Here is a 21104-nt window from a genome sequence, read left to right as displayed (position 1 = left end):
CAACGTCCAGCCGGCATTCCCTGTCTAAGGGTGAAGAAGAGCCGGGCCTGGCCCCGGCCTCGGAAGGGAAACCCATGGCTACCTCAACGCTCATCCCTCCCCCGGTTCTCACCGTCAGTCTCCGGCCCCGTTCGGACGAAGAACGCCGGGAGATGGTGGCGCTCGGCATCCTGACGGCCGATGGCCGGATTCCCTCGCCGGGCCTGGCCGCCGGTACCGGCCCCTCGCGCGAACCCGTAGAGAAACGGGCGGTGACCGCCGGGGCGATCTTGAACGAGGCGTACGACTATCCGCGGCCCTCGTCGTTTGCCCGCGCCATCCGTTTCGACCTCGGCGACAAGTCGATGATCATGATCTCGGGCACGGCCAGCATCGACGAGGCCGGCCAGACGACGAACGTGGGGGATTTCCGGGCACAGCTGTGGCGGACCTACCGGAACATCGCCGGCCTACTCGCCTCCGAGGGCGCCACCTGGCAGGATGTCGTGCGCACGACCTGCTACCTGCGGGACATCGAGCGCGACTACAAGGACTTCAACGAGGTCCGCACGGCTCTCTTCACCTGGCTCGGCCTCGAACCGCTCCCGGCCAGCACCGGCATCCAGGCGCGGCTGTGCCGCGAGGATCTCCTGGTCGAGATCGAAGCCATCGCCGTGGTCCCACGCCGGGTGGGAGACCGGTGATGCACGACCTGCCGCCCGCCATGCTCGTGGATCGTCAGAACCGGCCCGGCGGCACGGTCGTCTCGGTGCGCGGCGTGGACTTCGGCGGTCGGGAGGTCGTCATCGTCGCCGGGCCGTGCGCGGTCGAGAGCGAAGAGCAGATCCTCACCACGGCCCGGGCCGTACGGGCGGCCGGCGCGAAGGCGCTGCGCGGCGGCGCGTTCAAGCCAAGGACGTCCCCGTACAGCTTTCAGGGCCTCAAGCATGAGGGCCTCGCCCTCCTCGCGCTGGCTCGGGCGGAGACGGGTCTGCCGGTCGTCACCGAGGTCATGGACCCGCGCCACATCGAGATCGTTGCGGCGCACGCCGACATCCTCCAGATCGGGTCGCGCAACATGCAGAATTTCACGCTGCTCGAGGAGGTCGGCCGCAGCCGGCATCCCGTGCTCCTGAAACGCGGCATGAGCGCGACGCTCACCGAGTACCTGCAGGCGGCCGAGTATCTGCTCGCCGCCGGCAACGACCGCGTCATCCTGTGCGAGCGGGGCATTCGGACGTTCGAACCCTCGACGCGCAATACGCTCGATCTCAACGCCGTGCCGCTGCTCCACCGGCACACCCACCTGCCGGTGCTCGTGGATCCCAGTCACGGGACGGGCGAGGCCTGGATGGTCCCGACGCTGGCCTGTGCCGCGGTCGCCGCCGGCGCCGACGGCCTGCTCATCGAAGTCCACTGTGATCCGGCCAATGCCCGGAGCGACGGCGCGCAATCGCTGACGCCAGAGGCGTTCGCCCGTCTCACGAGGCAGGTCGCCGCTGTCGCGGCCGCGCTCGGGCGCCACTCGGCAGCGACAAGCCCCGCCGACATGTTGACGTGCACATCATGAGAACGGTACTCGTTGCGTTCGTCCTCGTGCTGGCCGCCGCGTGGCCAGGCGCCGATCTGTCCGCGGCACCAGCAACCGGAACCCGACAATCATCCCCGCTCGAACCGGGGGCCGCGCCCCCGATTCGCAACACGATCGACACGCTCGTCTTCGGCCGTCTGAAGCAGCTCAACGTGCAGCCCGCGCGGCTCTGTTCCGACGCGGTCTTCGTCCGCCGCGTGTTCCTGGATGTGATTGGCACGCTCCCGACGGCCGACGAAACGCGCGCGTTCATCGACGAGACGTCGCCGACCAAGCGGCAGGCCCTCATCGATCGGTTGCTCCAGCGGGACGAGTTCGCCGACTACTGGGCGATGAAATGGTGCGACGCCCTGCGGGTGAAATCGGAGTTTCCGATCAACCTGTGGCCGAACGCGGTGCAGGCCTACCATCGGTGGATCCGGACCGCCATTCGCGACAATCTGCCCTATGACCGGTTCGCGCGCGAACTGCTGACCGCCAGCGGCAGCAATTTCCGCGTGGCGCCCGTCAATTTCTATCGCGCCACCCAGAGCCGGGAGCCCCGGGCGATCGCCGCGATGGTCGCAGAGACCTTCATGGGTGCGCGAATCGAGAACTGGCCGGCCGAGCGCGTCGCCGGACTTGCGGCCTTCTTCTCGCAGATTGGCTACAAGAACACCGGCGAGTGGAAGGAAGAGATCGTCTTCTTCGACCCCGACAAGGCGCGCGCGCCCACGGCAGGCGGTCAGATGCCCGCCGCCGTATTTCCAGACGGCACTGCCGCCCGCCTGTCTTCGGACCAGGATCCCCGCGAGGTATTCGCCGCGTGGCTCGTCTCGCCGGAGAATCCCTGGTTCGCCCGCAGCCTGGTCAATCGCATCTGGTTCTGGTTGCTCGGCCGCGGGATCGTCCACGAACCGGACGACATTCGGCCGGACAACCCCGCGACGCACTCGGAACTCCTCGCGTACCTCGAGCGCGAATTGGTTGCCGCGCGGTTCGACCCGAAGTCCCTCTACCGCCTGATCCTGAACTCGAGCACCTATCAGCTCTCGGCCGTCGCGTCGGGTGGGCGCGCCGACGCGGACACCTACTTCGCTGCGGCGGTGGTGCGGCCGCTCGACGCCGAGGTACTGATCGACGCCATCGTACAGATCACCGGATCCGCCGAACAGTACTCGAGCCCGATCCCCGAACCCTTCACGTTCATCCCGCCCGACCAGCGTGCCATCGCGCTGGCGGACGGCAGCATCAGGAGTGCGTTCCTCGAGACGTTCGGCCGTCCCGCGCGCGACACGGGACGTGCTGCGGAGCGGACGACGCGTCCGACGGCCGCCCAGCGGCTCTACCTGCTCAACTCGACCGACATTCAGCGGAAGCTTCAGCAGGGCCCGAAGCTGCAGGCACTGCTCCAGACGAAGGGCGATGCGCGTGAAATCGCCACGACGTTGTACCTGACGATCCTCTCCCGCCCGCCGACCGACGAGGAACTGAAGATCGCAACCGGATATGCGCGATCGGTTGGCGGCAACCGACGAGCGGCGGTCCAGGATCTGGCGTGGGCGCTCATCAACACCGCCGAGTTCCGGTACCGTCATTGAAGGACGAGACATGCCACTGACACGGCGCGAGGCGATACGTCGGGGAGTCTGGGGCACGGCCGGCCTGTTGCTGGCCGACCGACTGGGTGCCCGGACGCGGGCCATGGCGCCGGCGGCGCGCGCCAAGGCGGTCATCCAGATCTGGTTGTGGGGCGGACCGTCACACCTCGACACGTTTGATCCGAAGCCCGAGGCCGGCAACGACTACACCGGCCCGCTCGCCACACCAATCGAGACGAACGTCAGTGGGATTCGGATTGGCGAACTGCTGCCCCTGCTGGCCAGACAGGCAGACAAGTACTCGCTGATCCGAAGCATGACGCACGACACCAACGCCCATGAGACCGCCGCCTACACGGTGCAGACGGGCCGCAAGCCGGGAGCCAGGCTCGTCTATCCCGGTGTGGGCGCGGTCGTCGCACTGCTGAAGGGCTACAGCGCGGGTTACTCCGGCCTCATTCCGCCGTACGTCGTCCTCACGGATCTGCAGGGCCGCTTTTCTGAAGCCGGCTTCCTGGGCCAGCGCTACGCCCCGTTTGCCACGGGCGGCGACCCCGCGCAAACGCCGTTCGCGGTCCAGGGGGTAATCACGCCGGGAGTCTCGGACCAGCGCCAGCGAGACCGGCGCGCGCTGCTGCACCAGCTCGACACGCTGGGGAAGGCCGCGCCCGAGAACGCTGCGCTCCAGGCGTTCGCGCAGACCGAAGACCAGGCCTACGAACTGATCCTCGGCGAGGCAGGCAAGGTCTTCGACCTCTCACAGGAGAAGGACGACGAGCGCGAGCGCTACGGCAAGAACACCTTCGGGCAATCGTGCCTGGTGGCGCGCCGGCTGGTCGAGCGCGGCGTGCCGTACATCACGATCAACTCGAAGGGATGGGACACGCACAAGCAGCACTTCCAGCTGATGCGCCAGAAGCTGCCGCAGCTCGACAAGGGACTCGCCGCGCTGCTCCAGGATCTGTCCGCGCGGGGACTGCTCGACAGCACGATGATCTGGTGTTGCGGGGAGTTCGGCCGGACGCCCAAGGTGCAGTGGGAACCACCGTGGAACGGCGGCCGGGGACACTGGGGCCCGGCGTTCTCCGCGCTCGTCGCGGGCGGCGGATTCAGGGGGGGCCACGTCGTGGGATCGTCGGATGGCCGGGGCGAAGAAGTGACGGACCGGCCGGTCTCGCCGGCCGATCTCATCGGTAGCATGTACGAACTGCTCGGCGTGTCGGCCGACGCGAAACTGCCAAACCCCGAGGGACTCGACATCCGCGCCGTTCCCACCGCCGCTGATGGGGCGAGCCCCGATCGGATCCTCCGAGAAATCATGTAATCCGTGGAGTGGAGCGGCATGCCTCGAACGAAAACGTCCGCAGTGCTCGGCCTCGCGGCCGCCACGCTGCTCGCGGCTCCTGCCCTCGGGCAGCAGAATTCCCCGCACATCGGCTACGTCTATCCGGCGGGGGGCCAGCGCGGCACCACGGTCCACGTCAAGGTCGGGGGTCGATATCTCGAGGGCGCGGCGGCGCCCGTGGTGTCGGGCGGCGGCGTGCGCGCGGAGGTCGTCGGCTACGACAAGCCGCTGACCCAGAAGGAAATCGGCGAGTCGCGCGACAAGGTTCAGGAGTTGCTGAAAGGCGGTCCCGATCCCGAGGTGCGCAGGCAGGTCGCCGAGCTCCGGCTGAAGATGGCCGACTCGCTGCGTCGCAATCAGAACCCCGTCATCGCCGAGATCGTGGCCCTCGATATCCTCATCGAACCCGAAGCCGTCGCCGGGCCGCGGTTCCTGCGGCTGATGACGCCACTCGGCCTGTCGGACCCTGTGGTGTTCTGTGTGGGCCAACTGCCCGAGTTTCGCGAGAACGAGGAGAAGCAAAGCCGCGCGGACGCGGAAACCGCGGTGACGCTGCCGGCCGTCGTGAACGGCCGGCTCGTGCCGGGCGACACCGACCGTGCGCAGTTCTTTCCGAGGCAGGGACAGCAGTACGTGCCCGGAGACGTCGACCGCTACCGCTTCGAGGCGCGCAAGGGCGCAGACCTCATCATCGCCGCCAGCGCCCGCGAGCTGATGCCCTACCTGGCCGACGCGGTGCCCGGATGGTTCCAGGCGGTGCTCACGCTCTACGACGCCAACGGCCGCGAGGTGGCGTACGACGATGACGATCGGTTCCTGCCCGATCCGGTGATCCACTTCAAGGTGCCGAGCGAGGGTGAATACGTCGTCGAGATCAAGGACGCGCTCTACCGTGGGCGCGAGGATTTCGTCTACCGCATCACGATCGGCGAAGTTCCGTTCCTGACGTCGATCTTTCCTCTTGGCGGTCCGGCGGGCGTGAAGACGACCGTCCAGGCCACCGGTTGGAACCTGTCGACCAGCCGGGCCACGATGGACGCGACGCACGCGACGCCCGGAGTCTATCCTCTGTCGATGCGACGCGGCGAGGTCTCGTCGAACCGGGTTTCCTTCGCCGTGGACCAGCTGCCGGAGGTGACCGAGCGCGAACCGAACGACACGGCGAAGACCGCGCAGCGCATCTCGCTCCCGGTCATCGTGAATGGCCGAATCCAGCAGCCGGGGGATGTCGACGTCTACAGCTTCACGGGCCGCGCCGGTGGCCGCATCGTCGCCGAGGTCTTCGGGCGGCGGTTGGGCTCACCACTCGATTCCGTGCTCGAACTGACCGACGCGGCCGGCGTCCGGGTGGCATTCAACGACGACCACGACGACAAAGCCGCCGCCCTGGTCACTCACCAGGCCGATTCGCTGATCATCGCGACGCTGCCCGCCAACGGGATCTACCTGCTGCGCATCGGGGACAGGCAGCGCAAGGGGGGAGCCGACTATGGCTACCGCCTGTCCGTCGGCCCGCCACGGCCGGATTTCGAGTTGCGCATGACCCCGTCGGCCGTGAACGCCGCCGCCGGCGCGACCATCCCCGTCTCCGTCCACGCCATCCGCAAGGACGGCTTCGCAGGGGACATCGCGCTGTCATTGAAGGACGCGTCGGACGGGTTCTCGCTGAGCGGAGGAGTCGTACCTGCGGGCCAGGACCAGATCCGCGTGACGCTCACCGTTCCGCCGGTGCCGACCGACACGCCGGTCGGCCTGGTTGTCGAAGGTCGTGCCACGATTGATGGCCGGTCCGTCTCCCACCGCGCCGTGCCGGCCGAGAACATGATGCAAGCCTTCGCCTACCGCCACCTGGTGCCGGTCGACGCCTTACGTGTCTCGGTCATACGGCGGGGAGCCACGCGGTCGTGGGCGCGGGTCATGACGCCCCAGCCGGTGCGCGTTCCCGCAGGCGGCAGTGCCAGGATCCGGGTGTCGTTGCCGCCACTGCGCCAGTTCGACCAGATCGGGCTGGAGCTGAGCGAGCCGCCCGAGGGGCTATCGCTGGCCGACGTGTCGGTGACGGCGGGCGGCGCGGAGATCGTCGTGCGCGCGGACGCGGCGAAGGCCAAGGCCGGCTCGAAGGGTAACCTCATCGTCACCGTGTCGGGCGAGCGCGTGGCCGCCGGCAACCAGGCCCCGAAGTCCCAGCGCCGCCGCCTGACGCTCGCATGCCTGCCGGCAATTCTGTTCGAAATCGTCCCGTAGGTGAGAGGGCGGGGCTTCAGCCCATCGACCGAGCACGGATTTGGCGACGCGCCCTACATGGTCTGCAGGCTGGCGCCGCGCAGCCAGGCGCGTGCGTCGGCGAGGTTCGGGCACACCTGCTCGAGCGCACGCCAGAACCGCCTGGAGTGGTTCGGATGACGCAGGTGCGTCAGTTCGTGGAGCAGCACGTAGTCGCGCACGGTGGGCGGCAACTGGATGAGCCGCCAGTTGAGCGAGATGCGTCCGGACGGCGAGCACGACCCCCAGCGGCTGCGCTGGCCGCGCACGGTGACGGCGACGACGGTGACGCGAAGCTCCGCGGCGAGTTCGCGCAGGCGGGCGTCCAGCATGACCGTGGCGACACGCTGGAGATGGCGCTCGACGACGGGTTTGAGGTCGACCGGATCGCCGTCCGAGAGCGGCACGCGATGGGGACCGACCGATACCGTGCGCTGACCGGCGTTCTCGATCACCGCCAAACCGACCTCTTCCCCGTCCAGGAGCACCGGCGTACCGGCCTCCCACCGACGCCCGGGTTGGCGAAGCGATTGACGGAATCGCTCGCGCTCGATCCACGAGATCTTCTCGCGGATGAAGCGATTGGCCTCCTCACGCGAACCTCGCCATGGCACGGTGATGCGGACGTTGCCGTCCGCGTCGAGTCTCAGCAGGTAGTGCCGCGCGCGCCGGTGGCGCACGTACGTCACCACCAGCGGGCGACCACGGGCGATGAGGGTGTCGCGAACGGATCCGCCGCGCGGGGGGCGAGGCACCGGACCGAATGGCAGTCGAGGCTGTGCGCCCGTGTCGGAGTCCACACGCCAGCCTACCACGCGCCGCCGCCGGACACGGGACGCCGGCCTTGACTCTTCCGTGCCAACCTTCTAGTCTGAAGGACGGTCCGATGCGAGTCCGGCCCGCTTGGTGGCCGCCCGAGTCCGTTCCGGATTCTGGTTCGTGTGACGGGTCCGCCTCAATCCTCGGTACGCACCTGACTGGTGCTCCAATCCGCAACCTCACGTCCCATCGTATCGATCGCGAGGACCGGGTTGCGCCGTGATAGACTTTTTGATCGATCGGAAGGATCCACTGGCCTTATTACCGCCTCCATCGAGGCGGGTCGACAGAAGAGAGGGGATAATCCGTGAATAAGAAAGCGTTCAATCCGTTCGAGATGGCACAGGCTCAGTTCGACAAGGTCGCCGACATCATCAATCTCGATTCGGCCACCCGGGAACTGCTCCGCAACCCGATTCGGGAATTCTCCTTCGCAATTCCGGTTCGGATGGACGACGGCACCGTGAAGGTGTTCCGTGGCTTCCGCGTCCAGCACAACGACGCCCGGGGCCCGGCCAAGGGCGGCATCCGCTTCCATCCGCACGAGACGCTCGATACGGTCCGCGCGCTGGCCACCTGGATGACGTGGAAGTGCTCGGTGGTGGACATCCCGCTCGGCGGCGGCAAGGGCGGCGTCATTTGCGATCCACACAACCTCAGCCAGCGCGAACAGCAGGCGATCTGCCGCGGCTGGGTGCGCCAGATGGCGAAGAACGTCGGCCCGGTCAACGACGTGCCAGCACCCGACGTGATGACGAACCCGCAGCACATGCTGTGGATGCTCGACGAGTTCGAGGCGATTCACGGTGGCCGCTACCCCGGCTTCATCACCGGCAAGCCGGTGGGCATGGGCGGTTCCCTCGGCCGGACCGAGGCGACGGGCTTTGGCGTGATCTTCACGGTGCGCGAGGCACTGCGTGAACTCGGCCTCAAGCCGGCTGACTGCAAGGCGGCGGTGCAGGGCTTCGGCAACGTGTCGCAGTATGCCGTTCGCCTCTACCGGCAGCTCGGCGGCAAGGTGATCTGCGTGTCGTGCTGGGACCAGGAAGACCAGGTGTCCTACACGTTCCGCAAGCTGGCCGGCGTGGACCCCGACGAGTTGATGGGGATCACGGACCACTTCGGCGGCATCGACAAGAGCAAGGCGAAGAAGCTCGGCTACGAGATCCTTCCGGGCGACGCGTGGATCGAGCAGGAAGTCGAAGTCCTGTTGCCCGCGGCAATCGAGAACCAGGTCACGGCGGAGACCGTCGGCAAGATTCACCCCAAGGTGAAGCTCATCGCCGAGGGCGCGAACGGCCCGACGACGCCGGAGGCCGACAAGGTGATCCACGAGCGAGGCATCTTCGTGATCCCCGACTTCCTGGCCAACGCCGGCGGCGTGACCTGCAGCTACTTCGAGCAGGTGCAGGGGAACATGAACTACTACTGGGAACGCGAAGAGGTCCTTGGCAAGCTCGACACCAAGATGACCGCGGCGTTCAACGCGGTCAGCGACCTGGCGCGCAAGCAGAAGCTGTACATGCGCGACGCGGCGTACGTGATCTCGGTGAATCGCGTCGCCAAGGCGTGCAAGGACCGCGGCTGGGTCTAAAGTTGAGACATGTCAGTCGGACCTGACGCGGTCAGTGGATACTGACGCGGTCAGTCGGAACCGATGGGGCGGCTCGAAAGGGCCGCCCTGCTTACTTTGTCTGCCGCCGCCTTCCCGCCTTGCCCCACTCTGTTAAGCGACAGCTTAAGCCCTCCTTCCTCCGTTCCGGCGGATGCGGTATCCTCGTTTCGGCACGACGACCGACCGCCTGGCAGGATGGTCAGAGACGCGTCCTGGACCGAGAGACGCGGTACGGAACACGTAGAACGCGACGGCCCGCTCAGCTGGCGCCATGCCCAACAGCCTGCATACCCGACCAGCCGTCCCTCGGTTCGATCGCCGTTTCTTCGACGGCAGCGAGCAGTTCACGTGCATCGGCAGCGGCGAGTACGGCGGCAAGGCCCACAGCCTGCTCTCCGTCAAGGACATGCTCGCGACGCGTCTCGATGAACGGGCGCGACGGCACTTCGACGTCACCGTGCCAACGCTGACCGTGGTGGCCACGGATGTCTTCGAGACGTTCATGGCCGAGAACCAGCTCTGGGACCTGGCGACGTCTGGCGAGCCCGATCATCGGATCGCGGCCGCGTTCCTCGCCGCCGCCCTGCCGACCGAACTGGTCGGCGACCTGTGGGCGCTCATCCGGCAGGTCCACACGCCGCTCGCGGTCCGCTCGTCGAGCCTGCTCGAGGATGCGCTTCACCAGCCGTTCGCGGGCGTCTACGCGACGAAGATGATCCCGAACAACCAGCACGATGTCGAATCACGGTTCCATCGTCTGGTCGAGGCGATCAAGTTCGTCTACGCCTCGACGTTCTTCGCCAACGCGCGCAACTACCGGCGCCTCACGGGGCACGGCTCGGACGACCGGATGGCGGTGATCCTCCAGGCGATCGTCGGCCGCCGCCACCGCGACCTGTTCTACCCCGAACTGTCGGGCGTGGCGCGCTCCTACAGCTTCTACCGGAGCGGCCGCACGCGGCCCGAGGACGGCGTCGTCAATCTCGCGCTCGGCCTCGGGAAGAGCATCGTGGACGGGGGCATCACCTGGAGCTACTCGCCGGCGTACCCGCAGGCCACGCCGCCGTACGGGTCGGTCGGCGAACTACTGAAGCAGACGCAGGTGCAGTTCTGGGCGGTGAACATGGGACGGCCCGCGGCGTACGATCCGCTGACCGAAGCCGAGTACCTGGTCCACGGGTCCCTCCCCGACGCCGACGAGGACGGCACCCTCCGGTACCTGGCCTCGACCTACGACGCGCGGTCGGATCGGATGTCGATGGGGGTTGGCATCCGCGGCCCCCGCGTGCTGAACTTCGCGCCGCTGCTCGTGCTCGAGGAGTACGGGTTGAACGCGCTGCTCAAGGCGATGCTCTGTCTCTGCCAGGACGCCCTGGGCGCGCCGGTGGAAATCGAGTTCGCCGTCACCTTCCCCGCCGAGGACGAGGATGGCCCCGCGCGGTTCGGCTTCCTGCAGGTCCGGCCGATGTCGGTGTCCGACACGGTCGTGAACGTCGATCTCGACGCCGTCGACCGCTCCCACGTGCTGCTCGCCTCCGATCGGGTGATGGGCAACGGCATCCTCACCGACATCCAGGACATCGTCTATGTCCGGCCTGACGCGTTCGAGACCAGGCACACGCCGGCCATCGCGGAGGACATCGCGCACCTCAACCTGCGGCTCATCGACCAGGGCACCCCGTACCTGCTCCTCGGATTCGGGCGCTGGGGCAGTTCGGACCCGTGGCTGGGCATCCCCGTGGCCTGGTCGCAGATCGGCGGGGCGCGTGCGATCGTCGAGGCCACGCTGCCGTCGATGAACGTGGATCTCAGCCAGGGCTCGCACTTCTTCCACAACATCTCCAGCTTCAACGTCAGCTACTTCTCGGTCGCGTTCGACGGCCCGTTCGCGATCGACTGGGACGGTCTGTCGCGTCTGCCGGCGGTTGCCGAGACCGCGTTCGTCCGCCACGTTCGCGTGCCGCGTCCCCTTCGGGTCGAGGTGGACGGCCGGACGGGGCACGGAGTCGTCCTTTGGGAATCCCGCGTCAGGGAGTGACGCCACACTCATGAACCCCGGCAATCAGCCCGTCAACAACATCATCGAGCAACTGCAGGAGCGTGCGAAGGAACTGCACACGCTCTACAAGGTTCACGAACTGATCAACCAGGCTGACGCGTCGGTGGACGACGTGTGCCGGCGGCTGCTGGACGTGTTGCCGGGCGGCTGGCAGTACCCGAGCGTGTGCTGGGCGAAGATCACCCTGGAGAGCCAGGTGTATCAGCTGCCGCGCGTGACCGAGACGCCGTGGGCGCTGCGCGCGGACGTGATCGTGCAAGGCGAGAAGGTCGGCAGCATCGAGATGTTCTACACGCGTCAGATGCCGCGCGCCGACGAGGGGCCGTTCCTCAAGGAAGAACGGAAGCTGATCGACACGATTGCCGAGCGCCTCGCGCACTTCCTGATGCAGCGACAGCTGCAGACCACGCTCCGCAACTGGCAGTCGGCGATCGAGAACCTCGCCTCACCCGAGAAGCGCGAGTGGTGGGTCATCATCGAGTTCCTGCGGAAGACCGACCAGCACCTGCTGATGCGGATCTCGCGCCGCATGCTGAACTACCTGTGCTGGAACGGCATCGACGAGGCACAGCAGTTGCTGCACCGCTTCGCCGCGGACTTCACGCAGCAGTCCGATGGGTTCGAGGACAACATCCCGCTGCGGAAGAAGAGCATCGAGGACCTGCTGGCGCTCACGGAGGACGCCTTCCGCATCGCCGCCTCGCACCTGAGCGAGGGTGAGATCGTCTCGTGCATCCAGAAGTGGATCAAGGACGACAAGACCGGGTTCCTCGTTGAAGCGGTCGAGAACCAGTGCACGTCGCTCACCGACATCGGCCAGGCGCTCGAGCGGTACCACCAGCTCGCCGTCGAGGACGAAGAACTCTCGCTGTCGGTTCAGATCGGCCTGCGCGTGTCGCTCGCCCGCCGGTTCTTCACCGAGGATCTCGAGTTCATCAACACCGCCAAGAACTACATCGAGATAGGCGATTTCTACGAGCTGGTCAACCACATCATCAGCCCCCCCGCCAGTCACGGCAAGCTGGGAGGCAAGAGCGCCGGCATGCTGCTCGCCTCGCAGATCATCCGGAAGTGCAGCGAATACTCCGAACTGCTGAGCAGCATCAAGGTGCCGAAGACGTGGTACATCGCGTCCGACGGCCTCATGAGCTTCGTCGAGTACAACCAGCTCGAGGACGTCTACAACCGGAAGTACCTCGAGATCGAGCAGATTCGGCGCGAGTACCCGCACATCGTCCAGGTGTTCAAGAACTCGCGGTTCGCGCCGGAGATCATGAAGGGGCTGTCGCTGGCCCTCGACGATCTCGAAGGCAAGCCGCTCATCGTCCGCAGTTCCAGCCTGCTCGAGGATCGGATGGGCGCGGCGTTCTCAGGCAAGTACAAGAGCCTCTTCCTGGCCAACGTCGGCACGAAGGGCGAACGTCTGAGCGCGCTCATGGACGCGATCGCGGAGGTCTATGCGTCGCTCTTCGGCGCGGACCCGATCGAGTACCGCGCCGAACGCAATCTCCTCGACCTGCACGAAGAGATGGGCATCATGATCCAGGAGGTCGTGGGCACGCGCGTCGGCCCGTACTTCATGCCGTCGTTCGCCGGCGTCGCCTTCAGTCACAACGAATTCCGGTGGTCGCCGCGCATCAAACGCGAGGACGGCCTCGTCCGTCTGGTGCCCGGCCTCGGCACGCGCGCGGTCGATCGCGTCGGTGACGACTATCCGATCCTCGTCGCACCGGGACAGCCCGGGCTGCGCGTCAACGTCCGGCCCGAGGAGATCCTGCGGTACGCTCCTCGGAAGATCGACGTCATCAACCTGGAGACGCGGCGCTTCGAGACCGTGGACGCCGGGGACCTGTTCCGCGAGTACGGCCGCGAGTACCCCGCCCTCGAGCTGATCGCCTCGGTGTACGACAGCGAGGGCATCCATCGGCCCGTCGGCTTCGGATGGGACCCGGCCGAGTCGCACACCGTGGTCACGTTCGACGGCCTGGTGAGCAGCACGCCGTTCATGGCGCGGATGAAGGCGCTGCTCAAGCTGCTGCGCGAGCGGATTGGATCACCGGTCGACATCGAGTTCGCCTCGGACGGCAAGGATCTGTACCTGCTCCAGTGCCGGCCTCAGAGCTTCTCGCGGGACGCGACACCGTCAGCCATTCCGCGCGACCTGCCGTTCGAACGCGTCCTCTTCTCGGCGAACAAGTACGTCTCCAACGGTCGCGTGCCGGACATCACGCACGTCGTCTACGTCGATCCCGACGAGTACGACCAGGTCGAGAACCTCACGGACTTGAAGGACGTCGGCCGCGTCATCGGCCGGCTCAACAAGCTGCTGCCCAAGCGGCAGTTCATCCTCATGGGCCCCGGGCGCTGGGGCAGCCGGGGCGACATCAAGCTCGGCGTGAGCGTCACCTACTCGGACATCAACAACACCGCGATGCTGATGGAGATTGCCGCCAAGAAGGGCAACTACGTGCCCGACGTGTCGTTCGGCACGCACTTCTTCCAGGACCTCGTGGAAGCGAGCATCCGCTACCTCCCGCTCTTCCCCGGCGACGACGGCGAGATGTTGAACGAGATGTTCCTTCGACGGTCCCCGAACATCATGGCGGAGTTGGTGCCCGAGTACGCCCACCTGGCTCAGACGGTGCGCGTCGTGGATGTCTCGAAGGCCACGGAGGGCCTCATCCTGCAGGTGCTGATGAACGCCGACCTCGACGAGGCGGTCGCCTTCTTCGCTCCGCCAACGCTCGCCCAGGGCGCCCCGCCCGAGCGGCGGGCCGACACGCATCAACTGACCGAGGACCACTGGCGGTGGCGCCTGCGCATGGTCGAGCACATCGCGCTCGAGGCCGATCCGGCACGCTTCGGCATCAAGGGCATGTACGTCTTCGGCAGCACGAAGAACGCGACGGCCGGACCGGGCAGCGACATCGATCTCATCGTCCACATCGAGGACAACGACGAGAAGCGGCGCGTGCTGGAACCGTGGCTCGAGGGCTGGAGTCTCTGCCTCAGCGAGATGAACTACCTGCGCACGGGCTACAAGACGGAAGGGCTCCTGGACGTGAAGATCGTGACCGATGCCGACTTCGCGAACCACTCGAGCTTCGCGTCGAAGATCGGGGCCATCACCGATCCGGCGCGGGCCCTGCCGCTCCAGGGGGCGACGGTCTAGATCAGTTCCCGCGTGGCGGCCGCGGCGTGCTCGGGGTCGAATCTCACGAGCGCCAGTTCCGGACCGTCGTGAGCGGCCGAGAAGGCCTGCGTCTCTCCGAGTCGTGTCCGCCACTCCCCGGTCAGTCGGGCAGACTCGTGCACGTGCCCGTGCAGCGTTACCAGCGGCTGGCGCCGCTCGAGGAACCGCTGCACGGCGATGCTGCCGACGTGCACGTCCACCGGGGCGTAGTCGACCGTGACCCCGTCGAGCGCCGCGCGGTCGAGAACGGTCTTGTACGGCGGAGAGTGGAACAGCATGATCGCGCGGTCCACGGGGCGATCCCCGACGAGGAGTTCGAGATCCCCCTGGATCGTCCCGTAGCGCACGACGTGGTCCGGCACCGGGATGCTGCGCCACCCTTCCTCGGGCGACAGGCAGCCCGGATCGACGAACCGCGACACGTCGTACCGCTCCCAGTCCTTCAGTCGAAACGGCGTGGGCGGCACGCAGGCGTAGCCGTAGACGTCGAAGGTCCGCCACTCCACTCGACAATCGTGAACGTAGTGCCACACGCCGCGCGCGGCCGCATCCAGCACAGCCGCTTCCTCAGCCCTCGGGTCGTCGTTCCCCAGGATAACGAAGATGTCCGGATAGTCGCGGCCAAGAACGGAGTGAAGTCGCTCGAGCTGCGGGGCCAGAAAGCCGTTGATGAAGTCCAGGTGATCCGGGTCGACGGACCCGGCCATGCCGAAGCCGGACGGCAGGAGGTCGCCGCCGAGGAACACGCCAGCCGGCCGTTCGGCCTCGATCGCCCCGATGAGCGAGTTGTAGCGCCGTATGCGGCCGTGCAAATCGGACGCGAAGAAACAGGCGGGCATCAGAGCGTGCGCAGGCGGAGCAGACTCTGCTTCAGGTCGAACTCTACGCGGTACTTGCTCAGGAACCGATAGCCGACGATCCCGCCGATTTCGTAGCCGAGCAGCACGCTCGGCGCGCGCAGGTTCAGCACCATCACCGGCTGGTTGGCGAGCGTGACGTCGCCGAAGGCCAGGTTGACGCCGGGCAGCAGATACGCGTCGGGATCCCACCCCGAAGCGCCGTACACCAGCAGCTTGATGCGCCGGCGATCGTCCGGCTTGAACAACCCGCGCGCCGTGCTTTCGTTCAGCGAGATTGCCTCGCCGCCCGTGTCCACGATGAAGCTGGCCGGATTCCCGTTCACGTCGCCGCGGACGGTGGCCAGGCGATTGAGTCGCAGCGGCAACTCGGCAACGATGCCGTCACCGACGGAATCCGGCTCGCCGATCGTCAGGCGCCGGTTCCTGTAGTCCACGGTCATCGACAGCCCGAGGGCCACCGGCGAGATCCCGTTCGTCTCGTCCACGGGCAATCCCCGGAGCGCAGGCGACTTGATGAGGCACGGAATGTTCTTCACGGTCAGCGTGCCGATCTCGAGCGCCTGAATCTTGCCGACCAGCAGCCCGCGCATCCCGTACAGCCCCACGCCTGCCGACAGGGTCTGGAGCATCGGCCGGAGCCCCAGCTTCCGGGCCGTCTTCTCGGTCACGACCGTCTGCTCGGCACCCGTGTCGATCGCGAAGTCCATCGGCCGGCTGCCGTTGACGCTCGCCTTCACGATCACCTTCCCGTTCTCGAGGCGGAAGTCGATCACGTGACGACGACGGTCGTCGCGGGACACGATCTCGAACGGCACGGTGCCGTTGAAGGACTTGAGGAACGCCACGTGGTTGCGTGTCCACCACCCCGACTCGGCCTGTCCCGAGTGCGGCAGCGTGTTCATGAAGATCTCGTACGCAACCACCGCATCCGGGTACCGCCGCATCCGCTCGAGTACCGATCCCAGCGTGTGCTGCAGCTCCGGATCACCGGGCGTCGAGCGAAGCGCCGCGTAGACCTCGTCGAGCGCGGCGTCGAGCTGGCTCTTGGACGCCAGCGCCCGCGCCATCCCGTTGTGCCCGCGGGCATTCGCCGCGTCGAGCGCCAGGGAATCACGATAGGCCGATTCGGCCTCGTCGAAACGGCCCGAGGCCCACAGCGTGTCGCCGGCCAGGGCCAGGACGTCGGGGTCGGCCGCACTCCCCGCACGAAGCGGCGACAGCTGCGTTGCCGCGATGCCGAATTCGGCGATGCGCAGCGCGGCCCGGATCGTGCCCGCGCGGGCCCGGTCGCGGACCTTCGCATCGTCGCATTCGGTCGCGCGGAGATAGATCCGCATGGCCGACCGATAGTCGGCCTGGTCGTACAGGATTTCGGCCAGCGACACTTGCAGCGCTGCCGTCGCCACGCTGGGCTTTCCGGCGGCGAACAGCACCAGGGACAGCGCGGGAACGATCACGAAGATCGCGACAGCGAGCTTGGTGCGAGGCGTCATGAGGGCTCTCCACACAGAAGCGTGTCGGGATTTCATCGTATCAGCAGTGTGCCAACGGCGGGCCGGGCGTGACCAAGGAAACTCGTCTTACGATTCTCGTCCTGTTTTCCCGCTCCGCGCGTGCCGTCCGACACGTTTCGTTCTACCGATGCATTCTGCGTTCCATCTTCCGGCCGCGAGGCTCCGGCTCGAACCAACTCATGCGGTGCCGCCAGCAACGAGCGGAACGTTGTGGTCAGTGCGTGTACCGCTCGATCGGCACGCCGTCGTACATCTGGTCAACCCGCAGCACCTGAGACTCCCGGCTGTACGTGCCGAGCTCGTAATCCTCGCTCATGATGAGCGCCTTGACGGGCTTGGTCGGGCAGACCTCGGCGCACAGTCCGCAGAAACTGCACCGCGACAGGTTGAAGTCGAAATAGTCCAGCGTCTTCAGCTTCATCCCCGGCTCACGGTGTCCCCCGAGCGAGATGAGATCGTCGGGACAGGCCTTCGCGCACTGGTCACAGACGATGCAGGTTTGCGCGCCGGTGCCGGGCTCGAGTTGCAGTCGAAGCAGGCCGCGGAACCGCGGAGCCGTCGGCCGCCGTTCCAGCGGGTACTGGAACGTGAACGCCGGCTGGGGCGTGTAGGTCAAGGTGAGCCACAGGCCTTTGAGGAGGTCCACCAGGAAGATTGTCCGAACCAAATTGCTCATCGCGCTACCCTTCCACCAGGATCGGTTCGGTTTGGCCGACCTTGATCACCCGCTCCTTGCGGAACACGGTCCCTTCCTTCCGAATCTTGTCCTGCAGCCGCATCAAACCGTAGAGCAGCGCCTCTGGACGCGGTGGACAGCCGGAGATGTAGACATCCACCGGCACCACCTTGTCCACACCCTGCAGCACGCTGTAGGTTGGGAACGGCCCGCCCGCGTTCGAGCAGCTCCCCATCGAGATGACCCACTTCGGCTCGGGCATCTGGTCGTACAGCCTCCGCAGGACGGGCGCCATTTTCTTGGTCACCGTGCCGGCGACAATCATCAGGTCGGCCTGCCGCGGTGACGCACGGAACACCTCGGCACCGAACCGGGCGATGTCGAACCGCGGCCCGCCTGTCGCCATCATCTCGATCGCGCAGCAGGCCAAGCCGAATCCCATCGGCCAGAGCGAAGACTGCCGGGCCCAGTTGAGCACCGTGTCGAGATTGGTGGTGATGAAGTTGTCCTGGAACTTGTGATCAATCAGGCCCATCTCGAACGCCTCCCTGCCTTCTACCCCGTCCCCACGCCAGAAATCAGGAACCGGCCGTCTCGATCCTCAGTTCCCGATTCCAAAATCCTGGCTCGTGGCTCCTACTTCTGGAAGTGCTCCGCGTTGATCTGGATGAAGTTCTTCCACTTTTCGGGCACCTCGTCGAGTGCGAAGATCGCCTCCACGGGGCACGCCGGAACACAGGCGCCGCAGTCGATGCACTCGTCCGGATGAATGTAGAGAAGTTCCGCCGTGGCGAAGTCGCCTTCGTCCTTTCTCGGGTGGATGCAATCGACCGGACAAACATCCACGCACGCTGTGTCCTTCGTCCCGATGCAGGGTTCGCAGATTACGTACGCCATGCTTCCTCCGCTTCTCCTTACGTGTCGCTACGCGACGCCCATCGCCATCGCCGACAGATACCCGAGGCGAAGGGAGATGTGCCTCGCCAACTCCCACGCCCCGCGGTTGTGCACGCCCAGGATGGGTCGGTCGTCCGGCCCGTGACCGAAGACCCCCACCCGTGCGACCTCGCGGCCCGTATAGTCGAACACCGGAGCGCAGGTGCAGAACATGCGCTGCCCGGCGGGAACCTCGGATGACGAACCGGGGGCGCCCGCGTCTGGCAGCCGCTTCACCATCTCGTCGCTGCGCGAGATGTCACGGGCCTCGACCAGGCGGAGGCAACTCAGGCGGCGGCTGGTCTGCCCAGGGTCGAAATACACGGAACAGTGCGCCGGCATCTCCTTGCCGAACACGGTCCGCATGGCCACGTCGTCGGCTGCCGCCTTCCAGATGTACGTCACTTCCCCTGACGCGGGCACGGCCAGGAACGTGCGGTGCCCCGATTGCGCCGCATAGTCGCGCAGAACCTGGTACGCGTGCAGCCGCAATTCCGACCGCCCCAGCACGCGAAACGACAGATCGAGCATCTTGATGCTCAAACTGTACCGTTGCGATTCCTCGTCCTGCCGGACGTACCCGCGCCGCCGCAACACGGCGAGCAGCCGGTGCACGCTCGGACGCGGCTGTTTCAGGACGCGCGCCAGCTCGGATACACTCATGCCATCCGGTTCGTGCGACAGCGCCTCGCAGACGTCGAAGGCCTTGTCGACCGAGGTTAGACTGCCGGCGTGGGACGAGGAAACCTGACCGTCGGTCACTGGGATTCCACTATGCGGAACGGCATTTCGTTCTTCAAACACTACCGCCGGCGTCCAATTCTGTCAAGGCAAGCGGCACGGCTGTGCGGCGCCGCCCTCGCCGCCGCGCTGTTGGGCAGTTGTGGCTCCCAGCCACCGGGACTGCCCGCCGGCACCGTGGTCCCACCAACCGACACGGCGGCGCTTGCCCGTCTATTCGTTCCCGCGGCCGCGCCCGCCGGCGACTACACCGTCGAGCAGATCCCGGAAGACATCGAGCGCGTCCGGGACCGTGTGCTGGCGTCGAGCGGCGCGACGATCGACGTGCCGAAGGACGCCTGGACGGTACAGCCGTTGGATCCGCTCGAAGCCTTCGGCAGCGTCGCCCGCTACGACCGAACGAAGCTCGCACGGCTCTACGGCGGGCACCGCGCCGCCGTCGCGCGCGGCCCCGTCCTCGACCGCGTGGGAAGAGCCATCGGGTCGGTCACGCTCATCTCGCCGTACCCGGACCCGACCCTCAGCGTGCTCCGGCCCGGAACGCTCGTCATCGTCTTGCATGCGGACCGGGCGGACTGAGCGCGGGATTTCTCAGACGGTGAGCACCGTCTTCCGCCCGGCCTCGAGTTCGGTGACCCTCACGCCCGGCTCGACCAGCGAGCGCAGCTCGGCCGGTGTTCCGGTCAGCACCGGAAACGTTCCGTAGTGCATCGGCACGACCTGGCGCACGCCGAGCAGCCGGCACGCCGCGGCCGCTGCCTTCGGCCCCATGGTGAAGTGATCGCCGATCGGCAGAAACGCGAGCGTCGGCTCGTGGAGCTCTTTGATGAGGGCCATGTCGCCGAAGAGCGCCGTGTCGCCGGCGAAGTACACCGTCGCGCCATTCGTGAAGGCGATGACAAAGCCGCCCGGCTCGCCCAGTGCGATGATCTGTCCGCGTTCCTCGCAGGTACTGCTGTGGTCCGCGTGCACGTGGGTCACGCGCAGCCCCGCGATCTCCTGCGTGCCGCCCTTGTTCATTCCGCTCACGGCAGGTGCGCCCTTGGCCTTCAGCCAGCTGCAGATCTCGTACACCGACACGACGGGCGCCCCGGTGGCCTTGGCGACCGGCAACGCGTCAGCGCTATGGTCGGAGTGACCGTGCGTGACAAGGATCAGATCGAGCGCGCCCAGCTGTTTCTGCCACCCACCCCCCTTCCAGCTCGCGGGGCAGGCGGGGTTGGTCTCGATCCAGGGGTCGAGCAGGATCTGCCGTCCTTCTTCGGACTCGAGCACGAAGGTGCCGTGGCCGAGCCATGTGGCGGAGAGACGTGGCGCCGTCATTCGAACACTCCTCCCGGAATCAGCGATGTGGTCGTCGGTGCGGTCCGTCTGGTCTTCGGAACCGCGTCTGCTATTATTAGAAGGTAATCACCTGGTATGTCCACGTCCATAGAGAACCCGCTGGTCCTCGTCCGACACCGCGAAGCGAAGCCTGCGTGGCTCAAGGTCAAAGCGCCCGGGTCACCGAGCTACCTTCGGCTGAAGCGGCTGATGGGCGAACTCCATCTCAATACCGTCTGCGAGGAAGCGCACTGCCCGAACATCGGCGAGTGCTGGCACCACGGTACCGCGACGTTCATGATTCTCGGTGACGTGTGCACGCGCAACTGTCCGTATTGCGCGGTGGCGCACGGCCGTCCGGCCGGCCTCGACACGGCCGAACCCGAGCGGGTGGCGAACGCCGTCGACGAGATGCGGCTGCGCTACGTGGTCATCACCTCGGTTGACCGCGACGACCTGGCGGACGGCGGGGCGTCGATCTTCGCCGAGACGATCGCCGGGATTCGACGCCGCCGGCCCGACTGCCGGATTGAGGTGTTGATCCCCGACTTCCAGGGCAAGGAGGAACCGCTCCGCACCGTGCTCGATGCGCGGCCGGACATCCTCAACCA

At 66.7% G+C, this 21104-nt stretch carries 18 protein-coding genes; 10 read left to right on the top strand and 8 right to left on the bottom strand.

Going from position 1 to position 21104, the window contains the following annotated elements; all coding sequences use genetic code 11:
• Positions 1–74 precede the first annotated feature (74 nt).
• Genes VGK32_21080 through VGK32_21060 form a run of 5 tightly spaced genes read left to right on the top strand, consistent with a single transcriptional unit; the run spans position 75 to position 6739 of the window.
• Positions 75–683, top strand: coding sequence for a Rid family hydrolase (locus tag VGK32_21080; protein ID HEY3384260.1), 609 nt, complete (start codon positions 75–77; stop codon positions 681–683).
• A complete protein-coding gene (aroF, locus tag VGK32_21075; GenBank protein ID HEY3384259.1) occupies positions 683–1549 on the top strand; it encodes a 3-deoxy-7-phosphoheptulonate synthase in 867 nt (288 codons plus the stop codon). The genes VGK32_21080 and aroF overlap by 1 nt, the downstream gene beginning before the upstream one ends.
• Positions 1546–3150, top strand: a complete 1605-nt coding sequence (locus VGK32_21070; GenBank protein HEY3384258.1) for a DUF1553 domain-containing protein — start codon at positions 1546–1548, stop codon at positions 3148–3150. Before aroF ends, VGK32_21070 begins: the two co-directional genes overlap by 4 nt.
• A gap of 10 nt (positions 3151–3160) precedes the next feature.
• Positions 3161–4474, top strand: a complete 1314-nt coding sequence (locus VGK32_21065) for a DUF1501 domain-containing protein (GenBank protein HEY3384257.1) — start codon at positions 3161–3163, stop codon at positions 4472–4474.
• 18 nt (positions 4475–4492) lie between these two features.
• A complete protein-coding gene (locus tag VGK32_21060) occupies positions 4493–6739 on the top strand; it encodes a PPC domain-containing protein (protein ID HEY3384256.1) in 2247 nt (748 codons plus the stop codon).
• A gap of 53 nt (positions 6740–6792) precedes the next feature.
• On the opposite strand, the gene VGK32_21055 is transcribed toward VGK32_21060, so the two are convergent.
• On the bottom strand, positions 6793–7557 hold the full coding sequence (locus VGK32_21055) for a SprT family zinc-dependent metalloprotease (protein HEY3384255.1): 765 nt from the start codon (positions 7555–7557) through the stop codon (positions 6793–6795).
• Between the two features lie 326 nt (positions 7558–7883).
• On the opposite strand from VGK32_21055, the gene VGK32_21050 reads away from it, so the two are divergent.
• The 3 genes from VGK32_21050 to VGK32_21040 all read left to right on the top strand — a co-directional run bounded on the left by VGK32_21050 (position 7884) and on the right by VGK32_21040 (position 14422).
• Entirely contained in the window at positions 7884–9170 is a 1287-nt protein-coding gene (locus VGK32_21050) for a Glu/Leu/Phe/Val dehydrogenase (GenBank protein ID HEY3384254.1), read from the top strand.
• 292 nt (positions 9171–9462) lie between these two features.
• Complete coding sequence (locus VGK32_21045) at positions 9463–11229, top strand: PEP/pyruvate-binding domain-containing protein (GenBank protein HEY3384253.1); 1767 nt, start codon at positions 9463–9465, stop codon at positions 11227–11229.
• A gap of 10 nt (positions 11230–11239) precedes the next feature.
• On the top strand, positions 11240–14422 hold the full coding sequence (locus VGK32_21040; GenBank protein HEY3384252.1) for a PEP/pyruvate-binding domain-containing protein: 3183 nt from the start codon (positions 11240–11242) through the stop codon (positions 14420–14422).
• Here the strand turns inward: VGK32_21040 and VGK32_21035 are convergent.
• The 6 genes from VGK32_21035 to VGK32_21010 all read right to left on the bottom strand — a co-directional run bounded on the left by VGK32_21035 (position 14419) and on the right by VGK32_21010 (position 19191).
• Positions 14419–15282: a metallophosphoesterase gene (locus VGK32_21035; protein HEY3384251.1), complete on the bottom strand. Its 864-nt coding sequence runs from the start codon at positions 15280–15282 to the stop codon at positions 14419–14421. The two genes, VGK32_21040 and VGK32_21035, sit on opposite strands and share 4 nt — an antisense overlap.
• Positions 15282–16796 carry an aspartyl protease family protein gene (locus VGK32_21030; GenBank protein HEY3384250.1) on the bottom strand — a complete coding sequence of 505 codons (1515 nt, stop codon included), beginning with the start codon at positions 16794–16796 and terminating at the stop codon, positions 15282–15284. The genes VGK32_21035 and VGK32_21030 overlap by 1 nt, the downstream gene beginning before the upstream one ends.
• A gap of 235 nt (positions 16797–17031) precedes the next feature.
• Positions 17032–17493 carry an NADH-quinone oxidoreductase subunit I gene (locus VGK32_21025; GenBank protein ID HEY3384249.1) on the bottom strand — a complete coding sequence of 154 codons (462 nt, stop codon included), beginning with the start codon at positions 17491–17493 and terminating at the stop codon, positions 17032–17034.
• Positions 17494–17497: 4 nt separating this feature from the next.
• Positions 17498–18028, bottom strand: coding sequence for an NADH-quinone oxidoreductase subunit B family protein (locus tag VGK32_21020; GenBank protein ID HEY3384248.1), 531 nt, complete (start codon positions 18026–18028; stop codon positions 17498–17500).
• Positions 18029–18129: 101 nt separating this feature from the next.
• Positions 18130–18390, bottom strand: a complete 261-nt coding sequence (locus VGK32_21015; GenBank protein HEY3384247.1) for a ferredoxin family protein — start codon at positions 18388–18390, stop codon at positions 18130–18132.
• A gap of 27 nt (positions 18391–18417) precedes the next feature.
• The gene (locus VGK32_21010; GenBank protein HEY3384246.1) at positions 18418–19191 is read right to left on the bottom strand and encodes a helix-turn-helix domain-containing protein; all 774 of its coding nucleotides are present in this window, start codon (positions 19189–19191) and stop codon (positions 18418–18420) included.
• 12 nt (positions 19192–19203) lie between these two features.
• On the opposite strand from VGK32_21010, the gene VGK32_21005 reads away from it, so the two are divergent.
• On the top strand, positions 19204–19749 hold the full coding sequence (locus tag VGK32_21005) for a hypothetical protein (protein ID HEY3384245.1): 546 nt from the start codon (positions 19204–19206) through the stop codon (positions 19747–19749).
• 12 nt (positions 19750–19761) lie between these two features.
• Here the strand turns inward: VGK32_21005 and VGK32_21000 are convergent, their stop codons facing one another.
• Positions 19762–20493: a metal-dependent hydrolase gene (locus tag VGK32_21000; protein HEY3384244.1), complete on the bottom strand. Its 732-nt coding sequence runs from the start codon at positions 20491–20493 to the stop codon at positions 19762–19764.
• 96 nt (positions 20494–20589) lie between these two features.
• On the opposite strand from VGK32_21000, the gene VGK32_20995 reads away from it, so the two are divergent.
• On the top strand, positions 20590–21104 hold a 515-nt coding region (locus tag VGK32_20995), incomplete at its 3' end, for a lipoyl synthase (protein HEY3384243.1).

The sequence above is a fragment of the Vicinamibacterales bacterium genome (genome assembly GCA_036504215.1).
Classification (GTDB): domain Bacteria; phylum Acidobacteriota; class Vicinamibacteria; order Vicinamibacterales; family Fen-181; genus FEN-299.
The sequence above is the reverse complement of the archived record's forward strand: the minus strand, read 5'-3'. Positions and strand labels throughout refer to the sequence as shown.